We start from the raw sequence: 19,653 nt of genomic DNA, 5'->3' as shown, positions 1-19,653 counted from the left end.
GAGATGAAAGGACTATTTAAAGGATTAAAATATACATTAAGTAATTTGAGCAAGAAGAAGGTAACGTATGATTATCCAAATCAACCGTTGCCGTTGCCAGACCGTTTTCGGGGGATTCAAAAATTTTATCCGGAGAAATGTATTGTTTGTAATCAATGCTCTAACATTTGTCCGACAGACTGTATTCAGTTAACAGGGAAGAAACATCCGGATCCTACGAAAAAAGGAAAAATTATCGACACGTATGATATTAATTTTGAAATTTGTATTCTTTGTGATTTATGTACAGAAGTTTGCCCGACAGAGGCAATTGTCATGACAAATAACTTTGAACTCGCGGAATATTCACGTGATGACTTATTTAAAAATTTGCAGTGGCTTGACGAAAACGACGAAAACGTCAGGAAGGAGAATAAGGCATGAATGGCGAGTTTGTAGCATTCTTTATACTATCCTTGTCTGCAATTATCGGCGGTGTTCTTATGTTGAACTTAACGAAAGTTATGCACATGATGCTAGCTCTCGTTCTGACATTTCTCAGCATTGCAGGTTTGTATTTTCTTTTATCAGCCGAATTTATAGGCGTTGCACAAATTTTACTTTACTCTGGTGCAATCACAATTATTATGATTTTCGGCATTATGTTAACGAAACATAACGCGGAAAATGAATCGCGTCTTACTCTTCGAAAATGGATTATCTTCTTTGCGGTTGTAGCATTTGGAGCGGTTATGTATTTCGCTGTTAATAATGTTGATTTTGCAAATGAAAGCACACAAGGAAGTTTACCTCTCCATGAAAACAACACACTTCAAATCGGTACGCTTCTCTATTCAAAATATATTATTCCATTTGAACTAACGTCAGTTATTTTACTTGTAGCACTCGTTGGCGCGATTATACTTGCGAAAAAGGACGAGAAAGAGGAGGATTCCAATGAGTAGCGTTCCGGCTTCTGCATATTTAACACTTGCGATTATTTTGTTTTGCATCGGTCTATTTGGAGCTTTAACAAAGCGGAATACAGTAATCGTATTAGTTTGTATCGAATTAATGCTGAATGCTGCCAATTTAAACTTAGTGGCGTTTAGTAAATTAGGCCTATTTCCGAATTTAACAGGTCAAATTTTCTCACTGTTTACGATGGCTGTAGCGGCAGCGGAAGCGGCGGTAGGACTCGCTATTTTAATTGCTTTATATCGTAATCGTACGACAGTTCAGGTGGATGAAATGGATACGCTCAAAGGATAGCATTGTGACCGAAAAAGGGGGAAGGAAACAATGATCGATTATGCATGGCTCATACCGCTTTTCCCACTCGTTTCGTTTTTGTTACTTATTATATTCGGGAAGAAAATTAGAGAAGGAAGCAGCGTACTTAGTATTTTTTTCGTCTTTCTCTCCTTTATACTTGCGGTACTTGTGTTAATAGAAAGGTTTTCAGAAGCAAGCGTGAAGCATAAGTGGGTGTGGCTTAGAGCTGGAGATGTGGATATATCATTCGGCTTTGAAGTGACTGCATTAGGAGCTTTAATGTTATTTATCGTTACGCTTGTGAGTCTACTTGTACATGTGTATTCGAAAGGTTATATGAAAGGTGATGAACGATTACCAACCTTTTACGCATATTTAGGACTCTTTACATTTGCGATGTTAGGGCTTGTTATATCAACGAATTTATTACAGCTTTATATATTTTGGGAATTAGTTGGCCTTGGCTCATTTTTACTTATCGGTTTTTATTTCTTTAAAGAAGAAGCGAAGGCTGCTGCAAAAAAGGCTTTTATTATGACCCGTATTGGGGATGTTGGTTTATTTATCGGGATGATTTTAATTTTTTGGTACGCAGGTAGTTTTGAATATGACGCAATATTTAGGGCGATTTATACAGGGGATTTACCTCCTTACATGATTACGATAACGGCGATATTAATTTTTATCGGGGCGATGGGGAAATCAGGTCAGTTCCCGCTTCATACGTGGTTGCCAGATGCAATGGAGGGGCCAACGCCTGTTTCGGCACTTATTCACGCGGCGACGATGGTTGCAGCGGGCGTATATTTAGTAGCGACGATGTTCCCGCTATTTTCGGCAAGTGCGGTAGCGATGCAGACAGTGGCAATCGTTGGAGCTTTCACTGCAATCTTTGCGGCCTCTATCGGTCTCGTGCAAACAGATATAAAGAGAGTACTTGCTTATTCTACAGTTAGCCAGCTTGGATATATGATGCTTGCGTTAGGTTCTGCAGGTTATGTAGCTGGTGTCTTCCATTTAACGACACATGCTTTTTTTAAAGCACTACTATTTTTGGCAGCAGGAAGTGTAATTCATGCCGTGCATACGCAAAACATTAATAAAATGGGCGGTTTACAGAAGAAGATGAAAGTAACTGGTACGCTATTTTTGATAGGTACACTTGCAATTAGTGGGGTTCCACTCCTTTCTGGGTTCTTTAGTAAAGATGAAATTTTGGCTGCGACTTGGATGAATGGTAATTATTTTTTATTCGTATTAGCAGTAATTGCGGCATTCTTAACGGCATTTTACATGTTTCGTCTATACTTCCTTGTCTTTACTGGGGAAGCGAAGACGAAGGAAGATGTGCATGAGTCGCCCCGCGTTATGACGTATCCAATGATTGTTCTCGGCGTTCTCGCAGTAGTGGCAGGATATATAAATACACCATGGTTTGGGACGTTTCTCGGAGATTGGTTGACGAAAGATGTAGGGTTTAAGGTTGAAGAAGCGCATGGGCCAGTTTGGATTATGATTGTTGCGACGCTCGTTTCATTTGCGGGAATCGCTCTTGCATATTTCATATATGGCAAGAAATCAATTTCTAGAGATTGGGCTGGAGGTACGGAAACATCGCTTTATAATCTTTTGAAAAAAAAATATTATGTGGATGAACTATACAATATGACGGTGATCCCTATTACGAAAGGAATCGCTCATGTGCTTCGCTTATTTGAAGTGTATGTAGTCGAGGGAATTGCAGTTTTAATTGGAAGCGTAGTTAAAGGCACAAGTAATCTTGGATCGAAACTTCAAAACGGGAATGTACAAGTGTACGGTACCGTAACGGCGGTTTCGCTCGCTGTACTCGTTATTATTTTGCTCTATACAGGAGGGGATTTACGATGAATGATTTGTTGTTAACGTTCTTCATTTTTTCCCCGCTTTTAGGAATTTTATTGCTTGTACTAACACCGAAAAAGGAATTGCGTACAGTGCGGGCGCTTGGCTTATTTGGGACGGCACTTCCATTTGGAATCGCTATCGTCCTCGCTTGTACATATGCTTCTGGAAAGAGTTTGTCACTATTTGATGAAAAGGTGAAATGGATTAAGTTCGGAGATTTTACAGCGGTGGATAAAAGGTGGTTTTCTATTTATTACGAGCTCGGTATTGATGGTTTGTCGCTTGTTATGATGGTGCTGACGGCTCTTCTAGCGATGCTCGCAGCAATTGCAGCCTTTTCTATTAAAAGAAATTTAAAAGCATTTTATATGCTGTTACTCATGTTAGAAATAGGGATGCTCGGCGTCTTTGCTGCTCAAAATCTAATGTTGTTTTTTATCTTCTTTGAAATTACGTTGCCACCAATGTTCTTATTGATTGGGAAGTGGGGAAAATTGTCGAGCGAAAAGGCTGCGTATAGTTATTTAATATATAACGGTATTGGCTCAGCTATTTTGCTCATTGTTTTCTCAATTTTGTTCGCGAAAACAGGTACAACAAATATTGTGGAGCTGAAAGAGATATTAAGAAGCGTAAGTGCAGAAGGAGAACTCGTCATCCCAAGTAGCTTGCAACTTGGTGTATTTATTTCCATAATGATTGCCTTTGCAATTAAACTACCTGTTTTTCCGTTGCACCGCTGGATGGTCAATGTACACATAGAAGCGCATCCAGCTGTAGTTATGCTTCATGCGGGTGTTTTGCTAAAGATTGGAGCGTACGGTATTATTCGCTTCGGAAAAGGGCTATTCCCAGAATATTTTCACGATGTTGCAACGTTAATTGCGATATTAGGTGTAATTAATTTATTATATGGTGCCTTTTTAGCACTCATCCAAACGGACTTTAGGAAAGTACTGGCTTACTCTAGTATTTCGCATATGGGAATTGTTTTAATGGGGCTCGCGGCACTTAATGCACCGGGTACACAAGGGGCGTTATTCCAGGTTGTATCGCACGGTTTAATTGCAGCCTTGCTGTTTTTCTTACTCGGTGTTATAGAACAACGTTTCGGAACATCAGACATTACAGCGCTTGGTGGACTCGCAAAAAGTGTCCCAGTACTTAGCGGCTTCTTCTTAGCAGGAGGAATGGCATCGCTTGGATTACCAGGGATGTCTGGGTTTGTTAGCGAATTTCTTGCCTTACTCGGTTTATTTCAAGGGGAGCCCGTCATTGCTGCCATCGGTGTGATTGGCATCATTTTAACCGCTGTATACGTATTAAGAGCGACACTTCAAGTGACATTTGGAAAGAAAGAGTGGGAAGCAAAATCTGATATACATGGATGGGAGTATGTCCCTGTCTTACTACTTATCTTTTGTATTATTGCAATTGGAGTTATGCCAGAGATACTAGGGGATCCGCTTCAAAATACATTGAAAACATTGGGGGTGAAGTAGGATGGATATGAATATGTTACTTAGCTTATCGTGGCATCTAATGGTGCCAGAATTTATTATTCTCGGCGCCGCCATCCTTCTTTCCATATGTGATTTGTTTTTTAAGCTGAATCATAGATATGTAGCTCTTGGTGCGATCGCTGCCATCGTATTAGCACTTGTGTCATTAATTACGCTATATAGCGAACCAGCTGGAGATATTTTAAACGGATCGTTTGTGTTAGATGGATTTTCAAAAGGGTTTAAAACGTTGTTATTAGGCGCCTCAGCTCTCATTTTATGCATCGCAATGAGCGATGATAAGAAGAATCCGATTGAAGATAAGGGCGAATATTATTACTTATTTTTAATGGCACTTCTTGGTGCGATGTTCATGGCTTCTAGTGTTGACTTTATCACCCTTTTCGTTGGTTTAGAGTTACTTTCACTTTCTTCTTATATTTTAGTAGGAATACGAAAAAAGAGCCGTGCATCAAATGAAGCGGCAATGAAATATGTCATTAGCGGAGGAATTGGAACGGCGATCACGCTCTTCGGAATGAGTTATTTATACGGTATTACAGGTTCAACTAACATTGTAGATATGCAAAAGGTACTCACTGGGGAGCTCGCTAGTGGTATTCAGTTATTGCTAGCTCTCGCATTTCTTTTATTGCTAGTCGGTCTCTCATTTAAAATTGCCACAGTGCCGTTTCATATGTGGGCACCTGATGTGTATGAAGGAGCGACTACACCTGTTACTGCCTTTCTTGGAACGATTTCTAAAATTGCGGGGTTCCTACTCATTATTCGTTTGTTCCTTATGGTTTTTGCAAGTGTATTAATACAAGGAGATATGCAATCTTTATATGGGCATATGAGTATATATATTGCGGTGCTAGCAAGTATTACGATGATTGTTGGGAATGTAGTCGCGTTAAAACAATACAACATAAAACGTTTATTTGCTTATTCAGGTATTGCGCATGCTGGGTATTTGCTCGTTCCACTTGTGGCATTATCACCATTTACGCTGGATAGCATGTGGTTTTATATGCTGGCATACATGCTTATGAATATAGGTGCGTTTGCCATTATCCACGGCTTAATCTTACAAAACGATAAGGAAAACATAACGATTTTCACCGGATTATATAAGAGATCACCATTTGCAGCGATCATGATGACAATCTTTATTTTATCGCTGGCTGGGATACCAGGGACGGCTGGCTTCATTGGAAAGATTAACATCTTTTTAGGCGCGCTTCATGTAGAGCCAGCACATTACGTACTAGCTTCGATTATGATGGGTACGACAGTTGTTTCATTCGTATATTATTTCCGTATTTTACAACAAATGTTTTTCCGCACCGGAGAGACAGAAGAGAGGATACGGTTACCGTTAAATATAAAGGTTGTTATGAGTCTTTGTGCAATTTCGATTGTAATACTAGGAATTATGCCGATGATTGGGTACAATTTCTTTTATGAATATTTTCCATTAATGAAAGATTTCTTCTTCTTAGGGAACGTGGTACAATAGTGAAAATAAAAGGTGTGGAGTCAGTACTCTGCGCTTTTTATTTTGTGTTAACTTGTAATGTAGATATACGTTTTTTGAAAGAAAATCACGATGTAAAATGTAAGATGTCTATGTGCATTTGAAAAAGTGTGGCTCCTACTTATTATGGTATCGTTTTTATATTCTTTCATAAGTAGTAGCTGAGTAAAAAGGGGTCGATTTTTTGGCACAACTTTTAGGGCAACAAGCACTGATTGCCATTGTTTCGCATTTATTGTTTATTACCATTACGTGGTGGGCTTTGCAAGGCATTCACATTGAGCGTTTAATGAAGTCCGGAAAAGTGTTGCAGACGCGAGTATTACTCATCTTAATTACAATTGCAATTGGGACATCTGTAAGTAACTTTTTCCTTGATTATTTAGGCTATTCGAAGAGTTTAACGTATTTAGTAAAGTAAGTGTATAGAACCTCAAATCTCCGTTAACAATGGGGATAGGAGGGGATGAAATTGAAGCTTAAAGCCATTCTTATTGTTGCACTTAGTGTTGTTTTATTTTTGGTTGGATATAGAGAGATGAAACCGATAAGCGATGAACAGAAAATGGAGAGCATGATCAAGGCTTTAGAGAAAAATGATGCTAAAGTAGAAAAATGGTCATGGTTAGCTAGAGAAACAAAAACAATTTCTAATATACATACGTTTCAAAAGTTGTTAAACGATGTGAAGGACAAGGCAAATATTCAAAAGTGGGAAGTAGAGCAATCTCCAGATGGATATAAAGCTACATCCTATAAAAAGTTTGCTTCTCATGAAGAACGAGTAGTAGTAACTTGGAGTAAAGAAAATACTAAAGAAAACACTTTCATTATCTTTGAAGTAAGTGGGGCGAAATGGGACCCGAAGTATGTTCAAAAAGTGAATAAAATTTTTAGTGAAAAACCTATAATTTACACTTGTGTTCAAGGTGTACTGAATGATAAGATTGAAGGTGTTTTGCAAAATAAAACCAATCAGGTTTTGAAAGATCTTTCAGCAAGAGCGATCGAACAAGTAGAAGAAAGAGCATTTGTGTCAGTCTCCGCATACAATAAAAAGTGGGATGACGCTCTTTCAACAAATAGAGAGAAAATAAATGTGCAAATAGCAATACGTTCTACAGACAACAAAGATACAATTGTGGTTGGCACACCGATCATAACTTCTGAGTATTGAGTGAATAGATACTGAAAAAAGGACACGGAGGGGAATAATTTGGAAAAGATCATCGTCCGTGGCGGAAAGCGGTTAAACGGCACAGTGCGTGTTGAGGGCGCAAAAAATGCTGTATTACCTATAATCGCTGCAGCCCTATTAGCGAGTGATGGAAAGAATGTACTATCTGAAGTACCAGTTTTGTCTGATGTATACACAATTAATGAGGTATTACGTCATTTAAATGCTGAAGTCGTATTTGAAAATAATCAAGTAACAATCGATTCTTCTAAAGAACTAAACATTGAAGCACCATTTGAATATGTACGTAAAATGCGTGCATCTGTTCAAGTAATGGGACCATTATTAGCACGTAACGGTCGTGCTCGTATTGCACTTCCTGGTGGATGTGCAATCGGTTCACGTCCAATTGACCAACATTTAAAAGGCTTCGAAGCAATGGGAGCAAAAGTACAGGTTGGTAACGGTTTTGTTGAGGCATATGTTGAGGGAGAACTAAAAGGAGCTAAAATCTACTTAGACTTCCCAAGCGTAGGCGCGACAGAAAACATTATGTCTGCAGCTACATTAGCAAAAGGGACAACAATTCTTGAAAACGCAGCGAAAGAACCAGAAATCGTTGACTTAGCTAACTTCTTAAATGCGATGGGAGCGAAAGTACGCGGAGCTGGAACTGGAACGATTCGTATCGAAGGCGTTGATAAATTATATGGTGCAAACCACTCTATTATTCCTGACCGTATTGAAGCGGGAACATTCATGGTTGCAGCAGCAATTACTGGTGGAGACATCTTAATTGAAAATGCTGTACCTGAACATTTACGCTCAATTACAGCGAAAATGGAAGAAATGGGTGTTAAAATCATTGAGGAAAACGAAGGTGTACGTGTTATCGGCCCAGATAAGTTAAAAGCGGTTGATATTAAAACTATGCCTCACCCAGGTTTCCCAACAGACATGCAATCACAAATGATGGCATTATTACTACAAGCTGATGGAACAAGCATGATTACAGAAACGGTATTCGAAAACCGCTTTATGCACGTTGAAGAATTCCGTCGTATGAATGCTGATATTAAAATTGAAGGTCGTTCTGTTATTATGAACGGTCCAAACAGCTTACAAGGTGCTGAAGTAGGCGCAACTGATTTACGTGCTGCAGCTGCATTAATCTTAGCTGGTTTAGTATCAGAAGGTTATACTCGTGTAACTGAGTTAAAACATCTTGACCGTGGTTATGTAGATTTCCATAAGAAATTAGCTGCATTAGGTGCAACTATTGAACGTGTAAACGAAAAAGTAGAAGAAGTGAAAGAACAAGAAGTTTCTGATCTTCACGCTTAATTGAAATAGTCTCTATGTCTTTTGACATAGGGGCTCTTTTTTTGGGTTATTACTGTTATAGTCAATAAATTCTATACTTATGCACGTACCAGTAAAAATATTTAGAAAATTTCCGTTTTATGCTCTTCCCCTTAAGTATGTTCTAAAAGAAAGAGTTGTTCCATAAGAATGAATGGAGTAAAGCTTTTATATTGGGGGAAAATAGGATGAAATTTTCAAAGCCACTTTTTATTACAGTAGCGCTCTTAATAGCGCTCGTTATCATTGTACCTGCAGCCCTTGTTATCCCATTTGCGAAAGCAAAAGTAGGGGAAGAAACGGCCTCTAAAACTCCTCCAGCGATAGAAAGTATACCAGCTCCAGGAAAAGTAGATACAGCTGTTCAAGTTGCTGTATATCGTGAGAAACAAAAGAAGGTAGAATCATTACCTATGGAGGAGTATGTGACCGGTGTAGTAGCTTCTGAGATGAATGCCAGTTTTGAAATAGAGGCGCTAAAGGCGCAGGCATTAGCAGCGAGAACATTCGTGGTGCAACGTATGCTGAGCGGAGGAAAGAAAAACAATGCGGACGTGACAGATACGGTGAAAGATCAAGTGTACAAAAGTAAAGAAGAATTGAAGAAACAATGGGGTAATAACTACGAAAATAATTTAAAGAAAATCGAAGAAGCCGTTTCGAAAACCGCAGGACAAGTTTTAACGTATGATGGAAAACCAATCTCAGCATCCTTTTTTTCAACGAGTAATGGCCGAACAGAAAATGCAGCTGACTATTGGGGAAATGATTATCCGTACTTGAAAAGTGTAGATAGTCCGTGGGATCAAGCTTCTCCAAAGTTTACGAGCGAGCAAACATTTACAGTAGCTGATTTTCAAAAACGTCTCGGTGTGAAAGTGCTAGCAGACGGGAAGGTTGGAAACATTAAAGACCTTACGGAAGGAAAGCGCGTAAAGGATGTAGCTTTTCAAGGAAAAACATTAACAGGAAAAGAAGTTCGTGAAAAGTTAGATTTACGTTCTTCTGATTTCACGTGGAAACAACAAGGAGATAAAATCATCATTACAACGAAAGGCTTCGGTCACGGCGTTGGTATGAGTCAATACGGGGCGAACGGCATGGCAGCAGAAGGCAAGAAATATACAGATATCGTCGCCCATTACTATAAAGGCGTTGAAATAAAGACGATGAATGATTATGAAGGAAAATTGATGGTGAAGAAATAGATGTCAGGACTCCCTGGCATCTATTTTTTTGCTTGAAATATCATAATTTTCCATTAATTGTTTGGTATAATAGGATAAAAAGTATTTGGGGGAGACGGAATGGCGCTACTGGAGTTGAAACAATTAGGGAAGACGAACCAGTTACCGGCAATTGAGCTAAAGGTTGAAAAAGGACAATGTATTGTTTTGCAATGTAATAACCATACAGCTAAAGTGTTGCACCGTATTATGATTGGTGAGGAAGAAGCTTCAACTGGCAATGTGCTATTTGAAGGTAAAGCGATTGGAAAGAAAAATTATTCTCGCATCGGCTTTTGTTTTTTGAGAGATGAGGCATATGATCGTTTGAAGGTGAAAGAATACTTCAAATTTTTATTAGGGCTTTATGAATCAAAGATAAGTATAGAAGAAGTTGTGCAGTCTGTTGGTCTCCTAGATAAGCTAAACGTTAAGATAGAAAAACTATCATTTTCAGAGAAGCGTCGTCTTCATATTGGACGAATTATGATTCATAATCCGGATTTAGTCATTTTGGAAGAGCCAGAGCAAAATGTAGATACAGAGAGTACGGTTATTATTCGAAAAGCAATCATGAAAATGAAAGAACAAGGAAAGGCAATCTTTATTACGTCATCATTTCTATCAGATGCCCTTTCGTTAACAGAGGATGTATACATATTAAACAACGATGGTGTGAAAAAGATAGAAATTGAGCAAGAGGAAGTGGAAGAAGTCGATGAAGAAAAAGTCATTCAAATGATTCCGCAAATGAAGTTAGAAAGAATACCAGCGAAAGTGAATGATAAAATCATTTTACTTGATCCGATGGAAATCCATTTCATTGAAACGCAAAACGGAGTAACACATATTCACGTTCGTGAAGGGGATTTCGTATGCGCATTAACATTAAGTGAACTAGAAGCAAGATTAACAGGTTTTGGTTTCTTTAGATGTCATCGCTCGTACCTTGTAAATTTACAAAGAGTACGAGAAGTGATTACTTGGACTCGTAACAGTTTTAGCTTAATTTTAGACGACGAAAGAAAAAGTTCAATTCCACTTTCAAAAGGACGAATGGATGAATTAAAAGGCGTGATTGGGCTATAAAAAGTGCTCCAATAAGCTCAACATGCGATTCATTCACCGGTAAAAATACTCCTTTTACCGGTATTTTACTGCGTAATCCCTTTGTTTTTCATATGATTGAGTCAAGAAAAGCGAAACAAACAAACGAAAAGCGCTAAAGCGACTTTCATCTATAAAGAAGAAAAACAAAGGGGATGAAGAAATGACATTGGCAATTGAAATGAAAGATGTAATGAAAAGTTTCAACGGAAAAACAGCACTTCGAAATGTAAATATTGAGGTGAAGCAAGGAGAGATTTTCGGATTCCTCGGACCGAGTGGATCTGGTAAGACGACAACGGTAAAAATTTTAACTTCTCAATTGCTCCATAGTGTTGGAACGGTAAGAGTATTAGGGAAAGATATTACAGGACCAAGTAGCATCGATTACAAACGAATTGGTATTTTAACAGATAACAGCGGCTTATATGAAAGACTTAGTATTTATGATAACTTACTATTATTTTGTGACTTATACGATTGTAAAAAAGAACGAATCAATGAAGTACTAGCACAAGTAAATTTATTAGATGATAAAAAAACACCAGTAAAGAAACTATCAAAGGGAATGAAGCAACGCGTCACACTAGCAAGAGCAATCCTTCATAAACCAGATATCCTCTTCTTAGACGAACCAACATCTGCACTCGATCCAGTAAACGTACAAAACATTCATAAAATCTTAAAAGACTTAAATGAAGAAGGAACGACGATTTTCTTAACGACTCACAACATGGATGAAGCAGAAACGCTTTGTAACCGTATTGCCTTCCTTTGTGGCGGAGAAATTGTAGCACTTGATACGCCAGAGAATCTGCGCTTGCAATACGCTAAGGATCAAATAGAGGTCGTATTAAAAGATAAACAAAAAGAAGTAGTGCAAAAAGATGAATTGGGCGCAAAACGTATTTCAGAATGGATGAAAAAGGGCGAACTGTTATCTATTCATTCACACGAACCAACGCTAGGCGATATCTTTATTGAAGTTACTGGGAGGGGATTATAATGACATTTTCAATGAGAAGATTTTCAGCTATTTTTCGGAAAGAAGTCCAAGATTTTAAGACAAATTCACAAGTATTATTAATGGCATTTTTACCAATTATACTTTCATTTTTGTTTAGCAGATTTGGAGTGGGAAAGGAAATGTTAGGCACTACTACTATAATGGCCTTCCTATTTGTCGCAGGATTTGTTCAATCTATGGTAATTGCAGAAGAAAAAGAAAAACATACACTGCGTGTGTTAATGTTATCCCCAGCATCTTCTGTTGAAGTTCTTCTTGGAAAGAGTTTATTAACATCGGGTCTGACAATGGTCATTTGTATTGCAAATTTATTCATTTTAGATCAGTTAAATATTAATCTTCCATTGGTAGGATTGATATTCTTATGTGGAACTATTTTGTTTATCGTGCTTGGAACAATGATTGGATTACTTGCATCTTCTGTACCACAAACATCATTAATTGGTATGCCTATTTTAATGACGATGTATTTAGCTGTACAATTTGAGCCGATGGTTGAAAATAAAGTAATTAAGACACTAATTGAGTATCTTCCAACATCTCATATTGTAAAAGCACTTAACAGCTTAGTAGGTGGGGCGGGATTTAGTAGTATTAGTGGGCATGTATTAAATGTTGTAGTTTGGCTTATTATATCGCTCGTTGTATGTTTAATCGTATACAAAAAGAAACAATTAGACTAAAAACTGAGCCGAAACGCTCAGTTTTTTCTTTTTTCTATCATTTCCTCGGAAATTTCACAGTTCTTATACATATTTTTACAAATTTTGTCGAAAAGTAATTAGTTATGCGTTGTATAGGATACGTGAATATTGTTCAAAATGATTGCTGAGGTGATGATGGAATGCGAGGAAGAAATAATAAAAAGTCGCAAAAGGTAGTACATTTATTTCAAAAAAGATGGGTGTTTCCGGCACTATACATTGCTTGTGCAGCGGTAATCTTAATGGTTGCGCTATGGTTCCAAGGAGCTAATCCGAAGAAGACTCCAAACCACGATCAAGCAACACCGTATACACAATCGGAAGATCCAGCAGTACCAGTAACGAAATCTTCAGAAGTAGTGAAAATGCCAGCTGCCGCGAATGCGGAAGTAGTCGTACAAAAGAAATTCTATGAAGATGCAGCAACTGAGGCGGAACAAGAAAAAGCACTTGTCTTTTATAACAACACATATTCCCCAAACAAAGGAATTGACATTGCTGCGAAGAATGGAAAAGAATTCAATGTTGCCGCTGCTTTAAGTGGTACAGTAACGAAAGCTGAAAAAGATTCACTTCTTGGTTATGTTGTAACAGTTGATAGTGGAAATGGTGTAGCGGTATCTTATCAAAGCTTAGGCAGTGTGAAAGTAGAAAAAGGTGCAAGAGTTGCACAAGGTGAAGTATTAGGAACATCCGGTCTAAGTGCAATGAATAAAGAGGCAGGCTCTCACGTTCACTTTGAAGTACGTAAAGACAATGTGGCTGTGAACCCTGAACGTTACTTAAATAAATCAGTAACAGAAATTAAAGCTGATGCAGGTGCTGCAAAGGCTACGAATGCTTCTGGTAAAAAAGCTGATGACAAATCTCAAAAAGAAGAGAAGTCAACGAGCACGAAACCAGAAAATAAAACAGAAGACAAGTCTCAAAAAGAAGAGAAATCAACAAGCGGTTCAACTAGTGACAAAAAAGAAGAACCGAAGAAAGAAGAAAAATCAACAAATGGTTCTACAGAATCATCTAACGATTCTTCTTCACAAGAATAATAAAGTGAAAAAATCAGTTCCCACTAGGGGAGCTGATTTTTTTATTTTTATCCCGCATTAACGGGCAGTAAGACCCCCAATTCAAAATTTAGTGAAAGCTAAAAAGTTAGGTCGGGGGGCAACTGCCCGTAAAAGCCCGATTGGTGAAAGCTAATAATCAGTGGGAAATGGCACCCACTGATTAAAGTTTCACTTTATATAAAAATACTCAATTTCGAGAAAAAAGTTGCAATAACAAGGAAAAATGACGAGATTCTCGAATATATATTACAAAAGGGAGGGGATACTGTGTCATTTTTGTTTGTTCTGTCGACTGCTATTATTTTATTGTTTGTTTTATTCACTTTATATTATTATATTGCCGGTAAGAAAGAGGTTCCCCACCATCAGTTGTTAGAAGAGGAATTGGAACGAGAAGAATGATGCCTTTTATACAAGGTGTCATTTTTTTTTGGCCATAATAGTCAGTTTTAACGTATTTCTCACAAAAAAACGTAATTTTTCTTAACTTAGTCCGCAAAAATAGTGAACATGTAGCATATATCAGTAGTGCGGGCAATACAATGGTATAAACCAAAGCAAAGAGAGTGTTTGAGGTGAGAAATCGTGAATCATTTCATTATAAATCCAAGAATGTTTAACGCTTACAAACAGCACTCACACTTACTTCTTAGTCGTATGCAGCGAGGCTCATTTCACCCTTCTCACATCCAAATTAGGGAGGCGAGTGGTGTGCACGATTACATCAAAGAGAGAACTATCAAGATTGGTAAGTATATCGTGGAGACAAGAAAGACAGTGCGTGTCATTGCAAAGGAATTTGGGGTATCAAAGAGTACAGTCCATAAAGATTTAACAGAACGTCTACCAGAGATTAATCCAGAGCTCGCAAATGAAGTAAAAGAAATTCTTGATTATCATAAGTCTATTCGTCATTTAAGAGGTGGAGAAGCAACAAAACAAAAGTATAGAAAAGAAGATGTAGAGAAGCCTGTACGTCAATAATGTTACAGTAGCAAACATTCCGTTCACATTCGGTAATATTTTTCAGAAGAATTCTTTTTGCGAATATTACGTTTCTGTTAAATTTATGATAAAATCAGAAATTAGGTGAAAAGAATTCGGGTGTAACCTGATTTTGAATATCGAGGAGGAAAAAACGGGAATGTTTGCGCGAGATATCGGAATTGACCTAGGTACGGCTAACGTATTAATTCATGTTAAAGGTAAGGGTATTGTATTAAATGAGCCATCTGTTGTGGCCATTGATCGTAATAGTGGTAAAGTATTAGCAGTAGGTGAAGAAGCGAGAAGTATGGTGGGACGTACGCCGGGTAATATTGTAGCAATTCGTCCACTTAAAGATGGTGTAATCGCAGATTTCGAAATTACAGAAGCAATGTTAAAGTATTTCATTAACAAATTGGACGTAAAGAGCTTCTTTTCAAAACCTCGTATTTTAATTTGTTGTCCAACAAATATTACATCGGTAGAACAAAAAGCAATTCGTGAAGCTGCTGAACGTTCAGGTGGTAAAACAGTATTTTTAGAAGAAGAACCAAAAGTAGCCGCAGTTGGTGCTGGTATGGAAATCTTCCAACCAAGCGGTAACATGGTTGTTGATATTGGTGGAGGTACAACAGATATCGCTGTACTATCTATGGGTGATATTGTTACCTCTTCCTCTATCAAAATGGCTGGCGATAAGTTTGATATGGAGATCTTAAACTATATTAAACGTAAGTATAAGCTATTAATCGGAGAACGTACTTCAGAAGATATTAAAATTAAAGTTGGTACAGTATTCCCAGGTGCACGTAGCGAAGAGCTTGAAATTCGCGGACGTGACATGGTAACAGGCTTACCACGTACAATTACAGTATGCTCTGAAGAAATTACAGAAGCATTAAAAGAAAATGCAGCTGTTATTGTACAAGCTGCAAAAGGCGTATTAGAGCGCACACCACCAGAATTATCTGCAGATATCATCGACCGCGGTGTTATTCTAACAGGCGGTGGAGCTTTACTACACGGTATCGACATGCTTCTAGCAGAAGAGCTAAAAGTACCAGTATTAATTGCTGAAAACCCAATGCACTGCGTTGCGGTTGGTACAGGTATTATGTTAGAGAATATCGACAGATTACCAAAGCGTGCTTTGAGATAATTTGAAAGAACTAAGGCTAATGCCTTAGTTCTTTTTTTCGTTTTTATATTTTTTTATTTTGTTTTTTTGCGAAAATGGAAGGAAAATAGAGAAATATGAAGGAAACAGGTAAAATATTCATATATATGGTTAAATTTAATATTTCCTTAATTGAAAACGTTTATAATATAATGAGTCGAATACGACATTAAGGCAAATAATGTTTCAATACATATTGCCTTTCCCTAATTTGGGCATACACTCTTTTCCACCTCCGTGTCAGTTGCAAAAATGTGCAACTATTTTAATGGAATAGAGTGTGTGCATTTTTTTTTAGGAAGTTGTGCTAAATATAAAATGTTACTTTGTAATGACAAACAATAAACAAAATGGGATAATAGCAATATGTCCGAGTGGTAAGACCAATATTACAAAAGGGGCGATTGTTACATGCTAAATATAGAACAAATTAAAGAAATCATTCCTCACCGCTATCCATTTTTACTTGTTGATAAAATATTAGAAGTAGATGAAGGAAAAAGAGCGGTTGGGATTAAAAATGTATCCGCAAACGAAGAATTCTTTAACGGACACTTCCCTGACTATGCAGTTATGCCTGGTGTACTTATTGTAGAAGCATTAGCACAAGTCGGAGCAGTTGCAGTATTAAAGAAAGAAGAAAACCGCGGAAGACTTGCTTTCTTTGCAGGTATCGACAATTGCCGTTTCAAAAAACAAGTACGCCCAGGTGATCAGCTTCGCCTAGAAGTAGAAATGACACGCGTACGCGGCCCGATTGGAAAAGGAAAAGCAATCGCAACAGTAGATGGTGAAGTTGCATGTGAGGCAGAAATTACATTTGCGATTGGTGATAAAAAAGAATAGATAGTATTAAAAAATCTCCTTGTGAAAAGACAAGGGATTTTTTAATTTCTGCTATATAACGATGAAACGATAATTTGCAAACTAATCAGAAAATAACTTGTAAATAGATGGTAATTACCATATACTTACTTTATTATTTATCTAGAAAATAGGATAAGTGATAAAGGGAATAAAGAAATAAGGGCATTGTCATATTGTTAAGGTACTTAAATAAGACAAAGTAGAATGTTATTGATTATGATGAAATGTGGGGAAATCAGCAAGAATATTAATTAGACGTATGAAATCGAGCATAAGAGAGAGAAAAGGGAAATGTCGCATTTCACAAAAGGAGATTATGAATATGTTCGGGAGAAAGAAAAGAAAACCATTACGACAATTAATTACACATAAAGAGCCTAAATCGCGTATTACAGAACAATACCGTAACATTCGTACAAACATTGAGTTCACATCTGTAGATAATCATGTTCGTTCTATTATTGTTACTTCAGCAGATCCAGGTGATGGGAAAACAACAACAATCGCAAACTTAGCAGTTGTTTTCGGACAACAAGGAAAGAAAGTTTTATTAATTGGAGCTGACTTGCGTAAGCCGACGATACAAAACTTATTTGCCGTTCATAGTTCAAATGGGTTAACAAACCTATTATCAGGACAAGCAAAACTTATGCAATGCATTCAAAAAACAGATATAGAGAACGTATACTTAATGGCAGCAGGTCCAATCCCGCCAAACCCAGCAGAACTATTAGGGAGCCGGGCGATGGATGAGGCATTGCTAGAAGCATATAACATGTTTGATATTATATTAATCGACACACCACCTGTCCTTGCGGTTACGGATGCACAAATACTTGCGAATAAATGTGATGGAATCGTACTCGTTGTGCGAAGTGAAAAGACAGAAAAAGATAAAATCGTAAAAGCGAAACAAATACTAGATAAAGCATCAGGCAAAATACTTGGAGTCGTTTTAAACGATAAAAGAGAAGAAAAAGAGCAGTATGGTTATTACTGAAATAAAAAAGCCAATAAGATACTTGTTGGCTTTTTTCTCATTTTGAAATTTATTTCTCAAGTTACATAGCATAAAAAACATGATAAAATAAAAAATTTGGAAAATCATTGGAATGTGTTGTCATATTTAAGATTATTTTGTAAGATTATACTTGTTTCTTGTGAACAAATATAGAACTGAATTATTAAAAATAAAAAATGTAAGATTTATATGTTATAATTTTTCCTATGTGTAAATTTTAGAAAGTTGGAGGAACTTATGGAAGAAACAATTAATCTAAAAGAATTATTTCATATCTTAAAAAAACGTTTAGCAATGATCCTCGTAATTGCGTTTGGTGTAGCTATAGTAAGTGCTATCATTAGCTTCTTCTTTATGACACCAATCTATCAATCTTCGACGCAAATTCTTGTTAACCAGAAGAAGCAAGAAGGGGCAGCAATTCAGTACAATGAGGTACAAACAAATATTCAATTAACAAATACATATAAGGTTATTATTAAAAGTCCTGTTATTTTGGATCAAGTGAAAGAAAAGTTAGGTCTAAATATTACAGTACAAGAGCTAAATAAGAAAATTGAAGTAGCTAACGAGAAAGACTCACAAGTAGTGGCGGTAACGGCGCAAGATAAAGATCCCAAGCTAGCTCGTGATATTGCTAATACAACTGCAGAAGTGTTTAAAGGTGAAGTTGCTAAAATTATGAGCGTTGATAACGTAACAGTATTATCAAAAGCAGAAGTTGCAGAAAATCTATCTCCAATTAAACCGCGTCCAATGTTAAATGTGGCAATTGCTTTCGTTGTTGGTTTAATAGCTTCAGTTGGTCTTGCGTTCTTACTAGAATACTTAGATAACACAGTGAAAAAAGAAGAGGATGTAGAGAGCTTACTTGGATTACCAGTGTTAGGTATTGTTGCTCGTATGGATGAAGAAACAATGAACGTGAAATCACACGCTCCATCATCAAGAAAAGTGAGGGGACAAACAATTGGCTCTTAATTTATTTAAAAAGAAAAAGAATCATCGTCAACGTCGTCAATTAATTGCTCATCAACAACCGAAATCACCGATTTCAGAACAATATCGTAATATTCGAACGAATATTGAATTTGCAGCTATTGATACGAATTTACATTCATTAATGGTCACTTCTGCAAACCCTAGCGAAGGAAAAACAACGACAACAGCGAATATGGCAGTTGTTTTTGCTCAACAAGGAAAAAAAGTATTATTAATTGATGCAGATATGCGTAAACCAGCGATGCATCAAATGTTCCAGGTAGATAATATTTTCGGGTTAACGAATGTATTAACACATAGTGAACGTTTAGAAAAATGTGTGCAAACAACTTTAGTTGATAATCTACACTTTTTGGCATGTGGTCCAATCCCACCAAATCCAGCAGAATTATTAGGTTCAAAATCAATGAAAGAACTTCTTGGACAAGCATACAGCATGTACGACTTAGTGATTTTTGATATGCCGCCTATTTTAGCTGTAACGGATGCACAAATTATGGCAAATGTATGTGATGCTTCCATTCTTGTTGTTCGTAGTGAATCAACAGAGAAAGAAACAGCAGTAAAAGCAAAAGGGTTATTGGAGTCTGCAAAAGGTAAATTGTTAGGTGTTGTTTTAAATGACCGTGAACGTGAACAAGGCTTATATTATTATTATGGCGCAAACTAATTAAAAGAGTGAGATATGTTTCAACCATATCTCCTTTTTTCCCTTGAATATGAGATGTCTCATATTCAAGGGAAAA

The 19,653-nt window shown here is 37.2% G+C and carries 21 protein-coding genes; all 21 read left to right on the top strand.

Annotated features, from left to right (window positions below; translation table 11 throughout):
- Positions 1–3: 3 nt before the first annotated feature.
- The 21 genes from nuoI (at position 4) to AC241_RS26175 (ending at position 19,577) form a co-directional block, all read left to right on the top strand.
- Positions 4–423, top strand: coding sequence for an NADH-quinone oxidoreductase subunit NuoI (gene nuoI / locus AC241_RS26275; protein WP_000677191.1), 420 nt, complete (start codon positions 4–6; stop codon positions 421–423).
- Positions 420–944, top strand: coding sequence for an NADH-quinone oxidoreductase subunit J (locus AC241_RS26270; RefSeq protein WP_001012812.1), 525 nt, complete (start codon positions 420–422; stop codon positions 942–944). The genes nuoI and AC241_RS26270 overlap by 4 nt, the downstream gene beginning before the upstream one ends.
- The gene (gene nuoK, locus AC241_RS26265) at positions 937–1,251 is read left to right on the top strand and encodes an NADH-quinone oxidoreductase subunit NuoK (protein ID WP_000100079.1); all 315 of its coding nucleotides are present in this window, start codon (positions 937–939) and stop codon (positions 1,249–1,251) included. The genes AC241_RS26270 and nuoK overlap by 8 nt, the downstream gene beginning before the upstream one ends.
- Before the next feature lie 30 nt (positions 1,252–1,281).
- Positions 1,282–3,144: an NADH-quinone oxidoreductase subunit L gene (gene nuoL / locus AC241_RS26260; RefSeq protein WP_050844747.1), complete on the top strand. Its 1,863-nt coding sequence runs from the start codon at positions 1,282–1,284 to the stop codon at positions 3,142–3,144.
- Complete coding sequence (locus AC241_RS26255) at positions 3,141–4,643, top strand: NADH-quinone oxidoreductase subunit M (protein WP_050844746.1); 1,503 nt, start codon at positions 3,141–3,143, stop codon at positions 4,641–4,643. The genes nuoL and AC241_RS26255 overlap by 4 nt, the downstream gene beginning before the upstream one ends.
- Positions 4,644–4,650: 7 nt before the next feature.
- Positions 4,651–6,165 (top strand): NADH-quinone oxidoreductase subunit NuoN, encoded by a 1,515-nt coding sequence (nuoN, locus tag AC241_RS26250; RefSeq protein ID WP_050844881.1) that lies wholly within the window; start codon positions 4,651–4,653, stop codon positions 6,163–6,165.
- Between the two features lie 202 nt (positions 6,166–6,367).
- Positions 6,368–6,604, top strand: a complete 237-nt coding sequence (locus AC241_RS26245) for a DUF1146 family protein (RefSeq protein ID WP_000057889.1) — start codon at positions 6,368–6,370, stop codon at positions 6,602–6,604.
- A gap of 51 nt (positions 6,605–6,655) precedes the next feature.
- Positions 6,656–7,360 carry a YwmB family TATA-box binding protein gene (locus tag AC241_RS26240; protein ID WP_000767913.1) on the top strand — a complete coding sequence of 235 codons (705 nt, stop codon included), beginning with the start codon at positions 6,656–6,658 and terminating at the stop codon, positions 7,358–7,360.
- 39 nt (positions 7,361–7,399) lie between these two features.
- Positions 7,400–8,704 (top strand): UDP-N-acetylglucosamine 1-carboxyvinyltransferase, encoded by a 1,305-nt coding sequence (murA, locus tag AC241_RS26235; RefSeq protein WP_000411275.1) that lies wholly within the window; start codon positions 7,400–7,402, stop codon positions 8,702–8,704.
- 206 nt (positions 8,705–8,910) lie between these two features.
- On the top strand, positions 8,911–9,930 hold the full coding sequence (gene spoIID, locus AC241_RS26230; RefSeq protein ID WP_016079662.1) for a stage II sporulation protein D: 1,020 nt from the start codon (positions 8,911–8,913) through the stop codon (positions 9,928–9,930).
- A gap of 99 nt (positions 9,931–10,029) precedes the next feature.
- A complete protein-coding gene (locus AC241_RS26225; protein WP_050844745.1) occupies positions 10,030–11,037 on the top strand; it encodes a LytTR family transcriptional regulator DNA-binding domain-containing protein in 1,008 nt (335 codons plus the stop codon).
- Between the two features lie 181 nt (positions 11,038–11,218).
- Positions 11,219–12,061 carry an ABC transporter ATP-binding protein gene (locus AC241_RS26220; protein WP_043935874.1) on the top strand — a complete coding sequence of 281 codons (843 nt, stop codon included), beginning with the start codon at positions 11,219–11,221 and terminating at the stop codon, positions 12,059–12,061.
- Positions 12,061–12,765 (top strand): ABC transporter permease, encoded by a 705-nt coding sequence (locus AC241_RS26215; protein WP_043935873.1) that lies wholly within the window; start codon positions 12,061–12,063, stop codon positions 12,763–12,765. The genes AC241_RS26220 and AC241_RS26215 overlap by 1 nt, the downstream gene beginning before the upstream one ends.
- A gap of 161 nt (positions 12,766–12,926) precedes the next feature.
- On the top strand, positions 12,927–13,832 hold the full coding sequence (locus AC241_RS26210) for a stage II sporulation protein SpoIIQ (RefSeq protein WP_001214922.1): 906 nt from the start codon (positions 12,927–12,929) through the stop codon (positions 13,830–13,832).
- Between the two features lie 288 nt (positions 13,833–14,120).
- Positions 14,121–14,255: a hypothetical protein gene (locus AC241_RS26205; RefSeq protein WP_000008903.1), complete on the top strand. Its 135-nt coding sequence runs from the start codon at positions 14,121–14,123 to the stop codon at positions 14,253–14,255.
- 309 nt (positions 14,256–14,564) lie between these two features.
- Positions 14,565–14,837 carry a sporulation transcriptional regulator SpoIIID gene (spoIIID, locus tag AC241_RS26200; RefSeq protein ID WP_000544012.1) on the top strand — a complete coding sequence of 91 codons (273 nt, stop codon included), beginning with the start codon at positions 14,565–14,567 and terminating at the stop codon, positions 14,835–14,837.
- Positions 14,838–14,997: 160 nt separating this feature from the next.
- Entirely contained in the window at positions 14,998–15,999 is a 1,002-nt protein-coding gene (mreB, locus tag AC241_RS26195) for a rod shape-determining protein (RefSeq protein WP_000457978.1), read from the top strand.
- A gap of 429 nt (positions 16,000–16,428) precedes the next feature.
- Positions 16,429–16,863, top strand: coding sequence for a 3-hydroxyacyl-ACP dehydratase FabZ (gene fabZ, locus AC241_RS26190; protein WP_000931959.1), 435 nt, complete (start codon positions 16,429–16,431; stop codon positions 16,861–16,863).
- Between the two features lie 343 nt (positions 16,864–17,206).
- Positions 17,207–17,884: a CpsD/CapB family tyrosine-protein kinase gene (locus AC241_RS26185; RefSeq protein WP_050844744.1), complete on the top strand. Its 678-nt coding sequence runs from the start codon at positions 17,207–17,209 to the stop codon at positions 17,882–17,884.
- Positions 17,885–18,142: 258 nt separating this feature from the next.
- Positions 18,143–18,886 carry a YveK family protein gene (locus tag AC241_RS26180; protein ID WP_029443655.1) on the top strand — a complete coding sequence of 248 codons (744 nt, stop codon included), beginning with the start codon at positions 18,143–18,145 and terminating at the stop codon, positions 18,884–18,886.
- Positions 18,876–19,577: a CpsD/CapB family tyrosine-protein kinase gene (locus tag AC241_RS26175; RefSeq protein ID WP_016099316.1), complete on the top strand. Its 702-nt coding sequence runs from the start codon at positions 18,876–18,878 to the stop codon at positions 19,575–19,577. The genes AC241_RS26180 and AC241_RS26175 overlap by 11 nt, the downstream gene beginning before the upstream one ends.
- Positions 19,578–19,653: the final 76 nt, after the last annotated feature.

Origin of the sequence: Bacillus thuringiensis (assembly GCF_001182785.1) — a bacterium.
Classification (GTDB): domain Bacteria; phylum Bacillota; class Bacilli; order Bacillales; family Bacillaceae_G; genus Bacillus_A; species Bacillus_A thuringiensis_S.
The sequence above is the reverse complement of the archived record's forward strand: the minus strand, read 5'-3'. Positions and strand labels throughout refer to the sequence as shown.

What these genes read in the sequence shown, in the direction of transcription:
- nuoN (WP_050844881.1), top strand. Translation starts at nt 4,651, where the DNA reads ATGAATATGTTACTTAGCTTATCGTGGCATCTAATGGTGCCAGAATTT.
- spoIID (WP_016079662.1), top strand. Translation starts at nt 8,911, where the DNA reads ATGAAATTTTCAAAGCCACTTTTTATTACAGTAGCGCTCTTAATAGCG.
- AC241_RS26210 (WP_001214922.1), top strand. Translation starts at nt 12,927, where the DNA reads ATGCGAGGAAGAAATAATAAAAAGTCGCAAAAGGTAGTACATTTATTT.
- AC241_RS26225 (WP_050844745.1), top strand. Translation starts at nt 10,030, where the DNA reads ATGGCGCTACTGGAGTTGAAACAATTAGGGAAGACGAACCAGTTACCG.
- nuoK (WP_000100079.1), top strand. Translation starts at nt 937, where the DNA reads ATGAGTAGCGTTCCGGCTTCTGCATATTTAACACTTGCGATTATTTTG.
- AC241_RS26180 (WP_029443655.1), top strand. Translation starts at nt 18,143, where the DNA reads ATGGAAGAAACAATTAATCTAAAAGAATTATTTCATATCTTAAAAAAA.
- nuoI (WP_000677191.1), top strand. Translation starts at nt 4, where the DNA reads ATGAAAGGACTATTTAAAGGATTAAAATATACATTAAGTAATTTGAGC.
- mreB (WP_000457978.1), top strand. Translation starts at nt 14,998, where the DNA reads ATGTTTGCGCGAGATATCGGAATTGACCTAGGTACGGCTAACGTATTA.
- AC241_RS26215 (WP_043935873.1), top strand. Translation starts at nt 12,061, where the DNA reads ATGACATTTTCAATGAGAAGATTTTCAGCTATTTTTCGGAAAGAAGTC.
- AC241_RS26185 (WP_050844744.1), top strand. Translation starts at nt 17,207, where the DNA reads ATGTTCGGGAGAAAGAAAAGAAAACCATTACGACAATTAATTACACAT.
- AC241_RS26220 (WP_043935874.1), top strand. Translation starts at nt 11,219, where the DNA reads ATGACATTGGCAATTGAAATGAAAGATGTAATGAAAAGTTTCAACGGA.
- AC241_RS26270 (WP_001012812.1), top strand. Translation starts at nt 420, where the DNA reads ATGAATGGCGAGTTTGTAGCATTCTTTATACTATCCTTGTCTGCAATT.
- fabZ (WP_000931959.1), top strand. Translation starts at nt 16,429, where the DNA reads ATGCTAAATATAGAACAAATTAAAGAAATCATTCCTCACCGCTATCCA.
- AC241_RS26255 (WP_050844746.1), top strand. Translation starts at nt 3,141, where the DNA reads ATGAATGATTTGTTGTTAACGTTCTTCATTTTTTCCCCGCTTTTAGGA.
- nuoL (WP_050844747.1), top strand. Translation starts at nt 1,282, where the DNA reads ATGATCGATTATGCATGGCTCATACCGCTTTTCCCACTCGTTTCGTTT.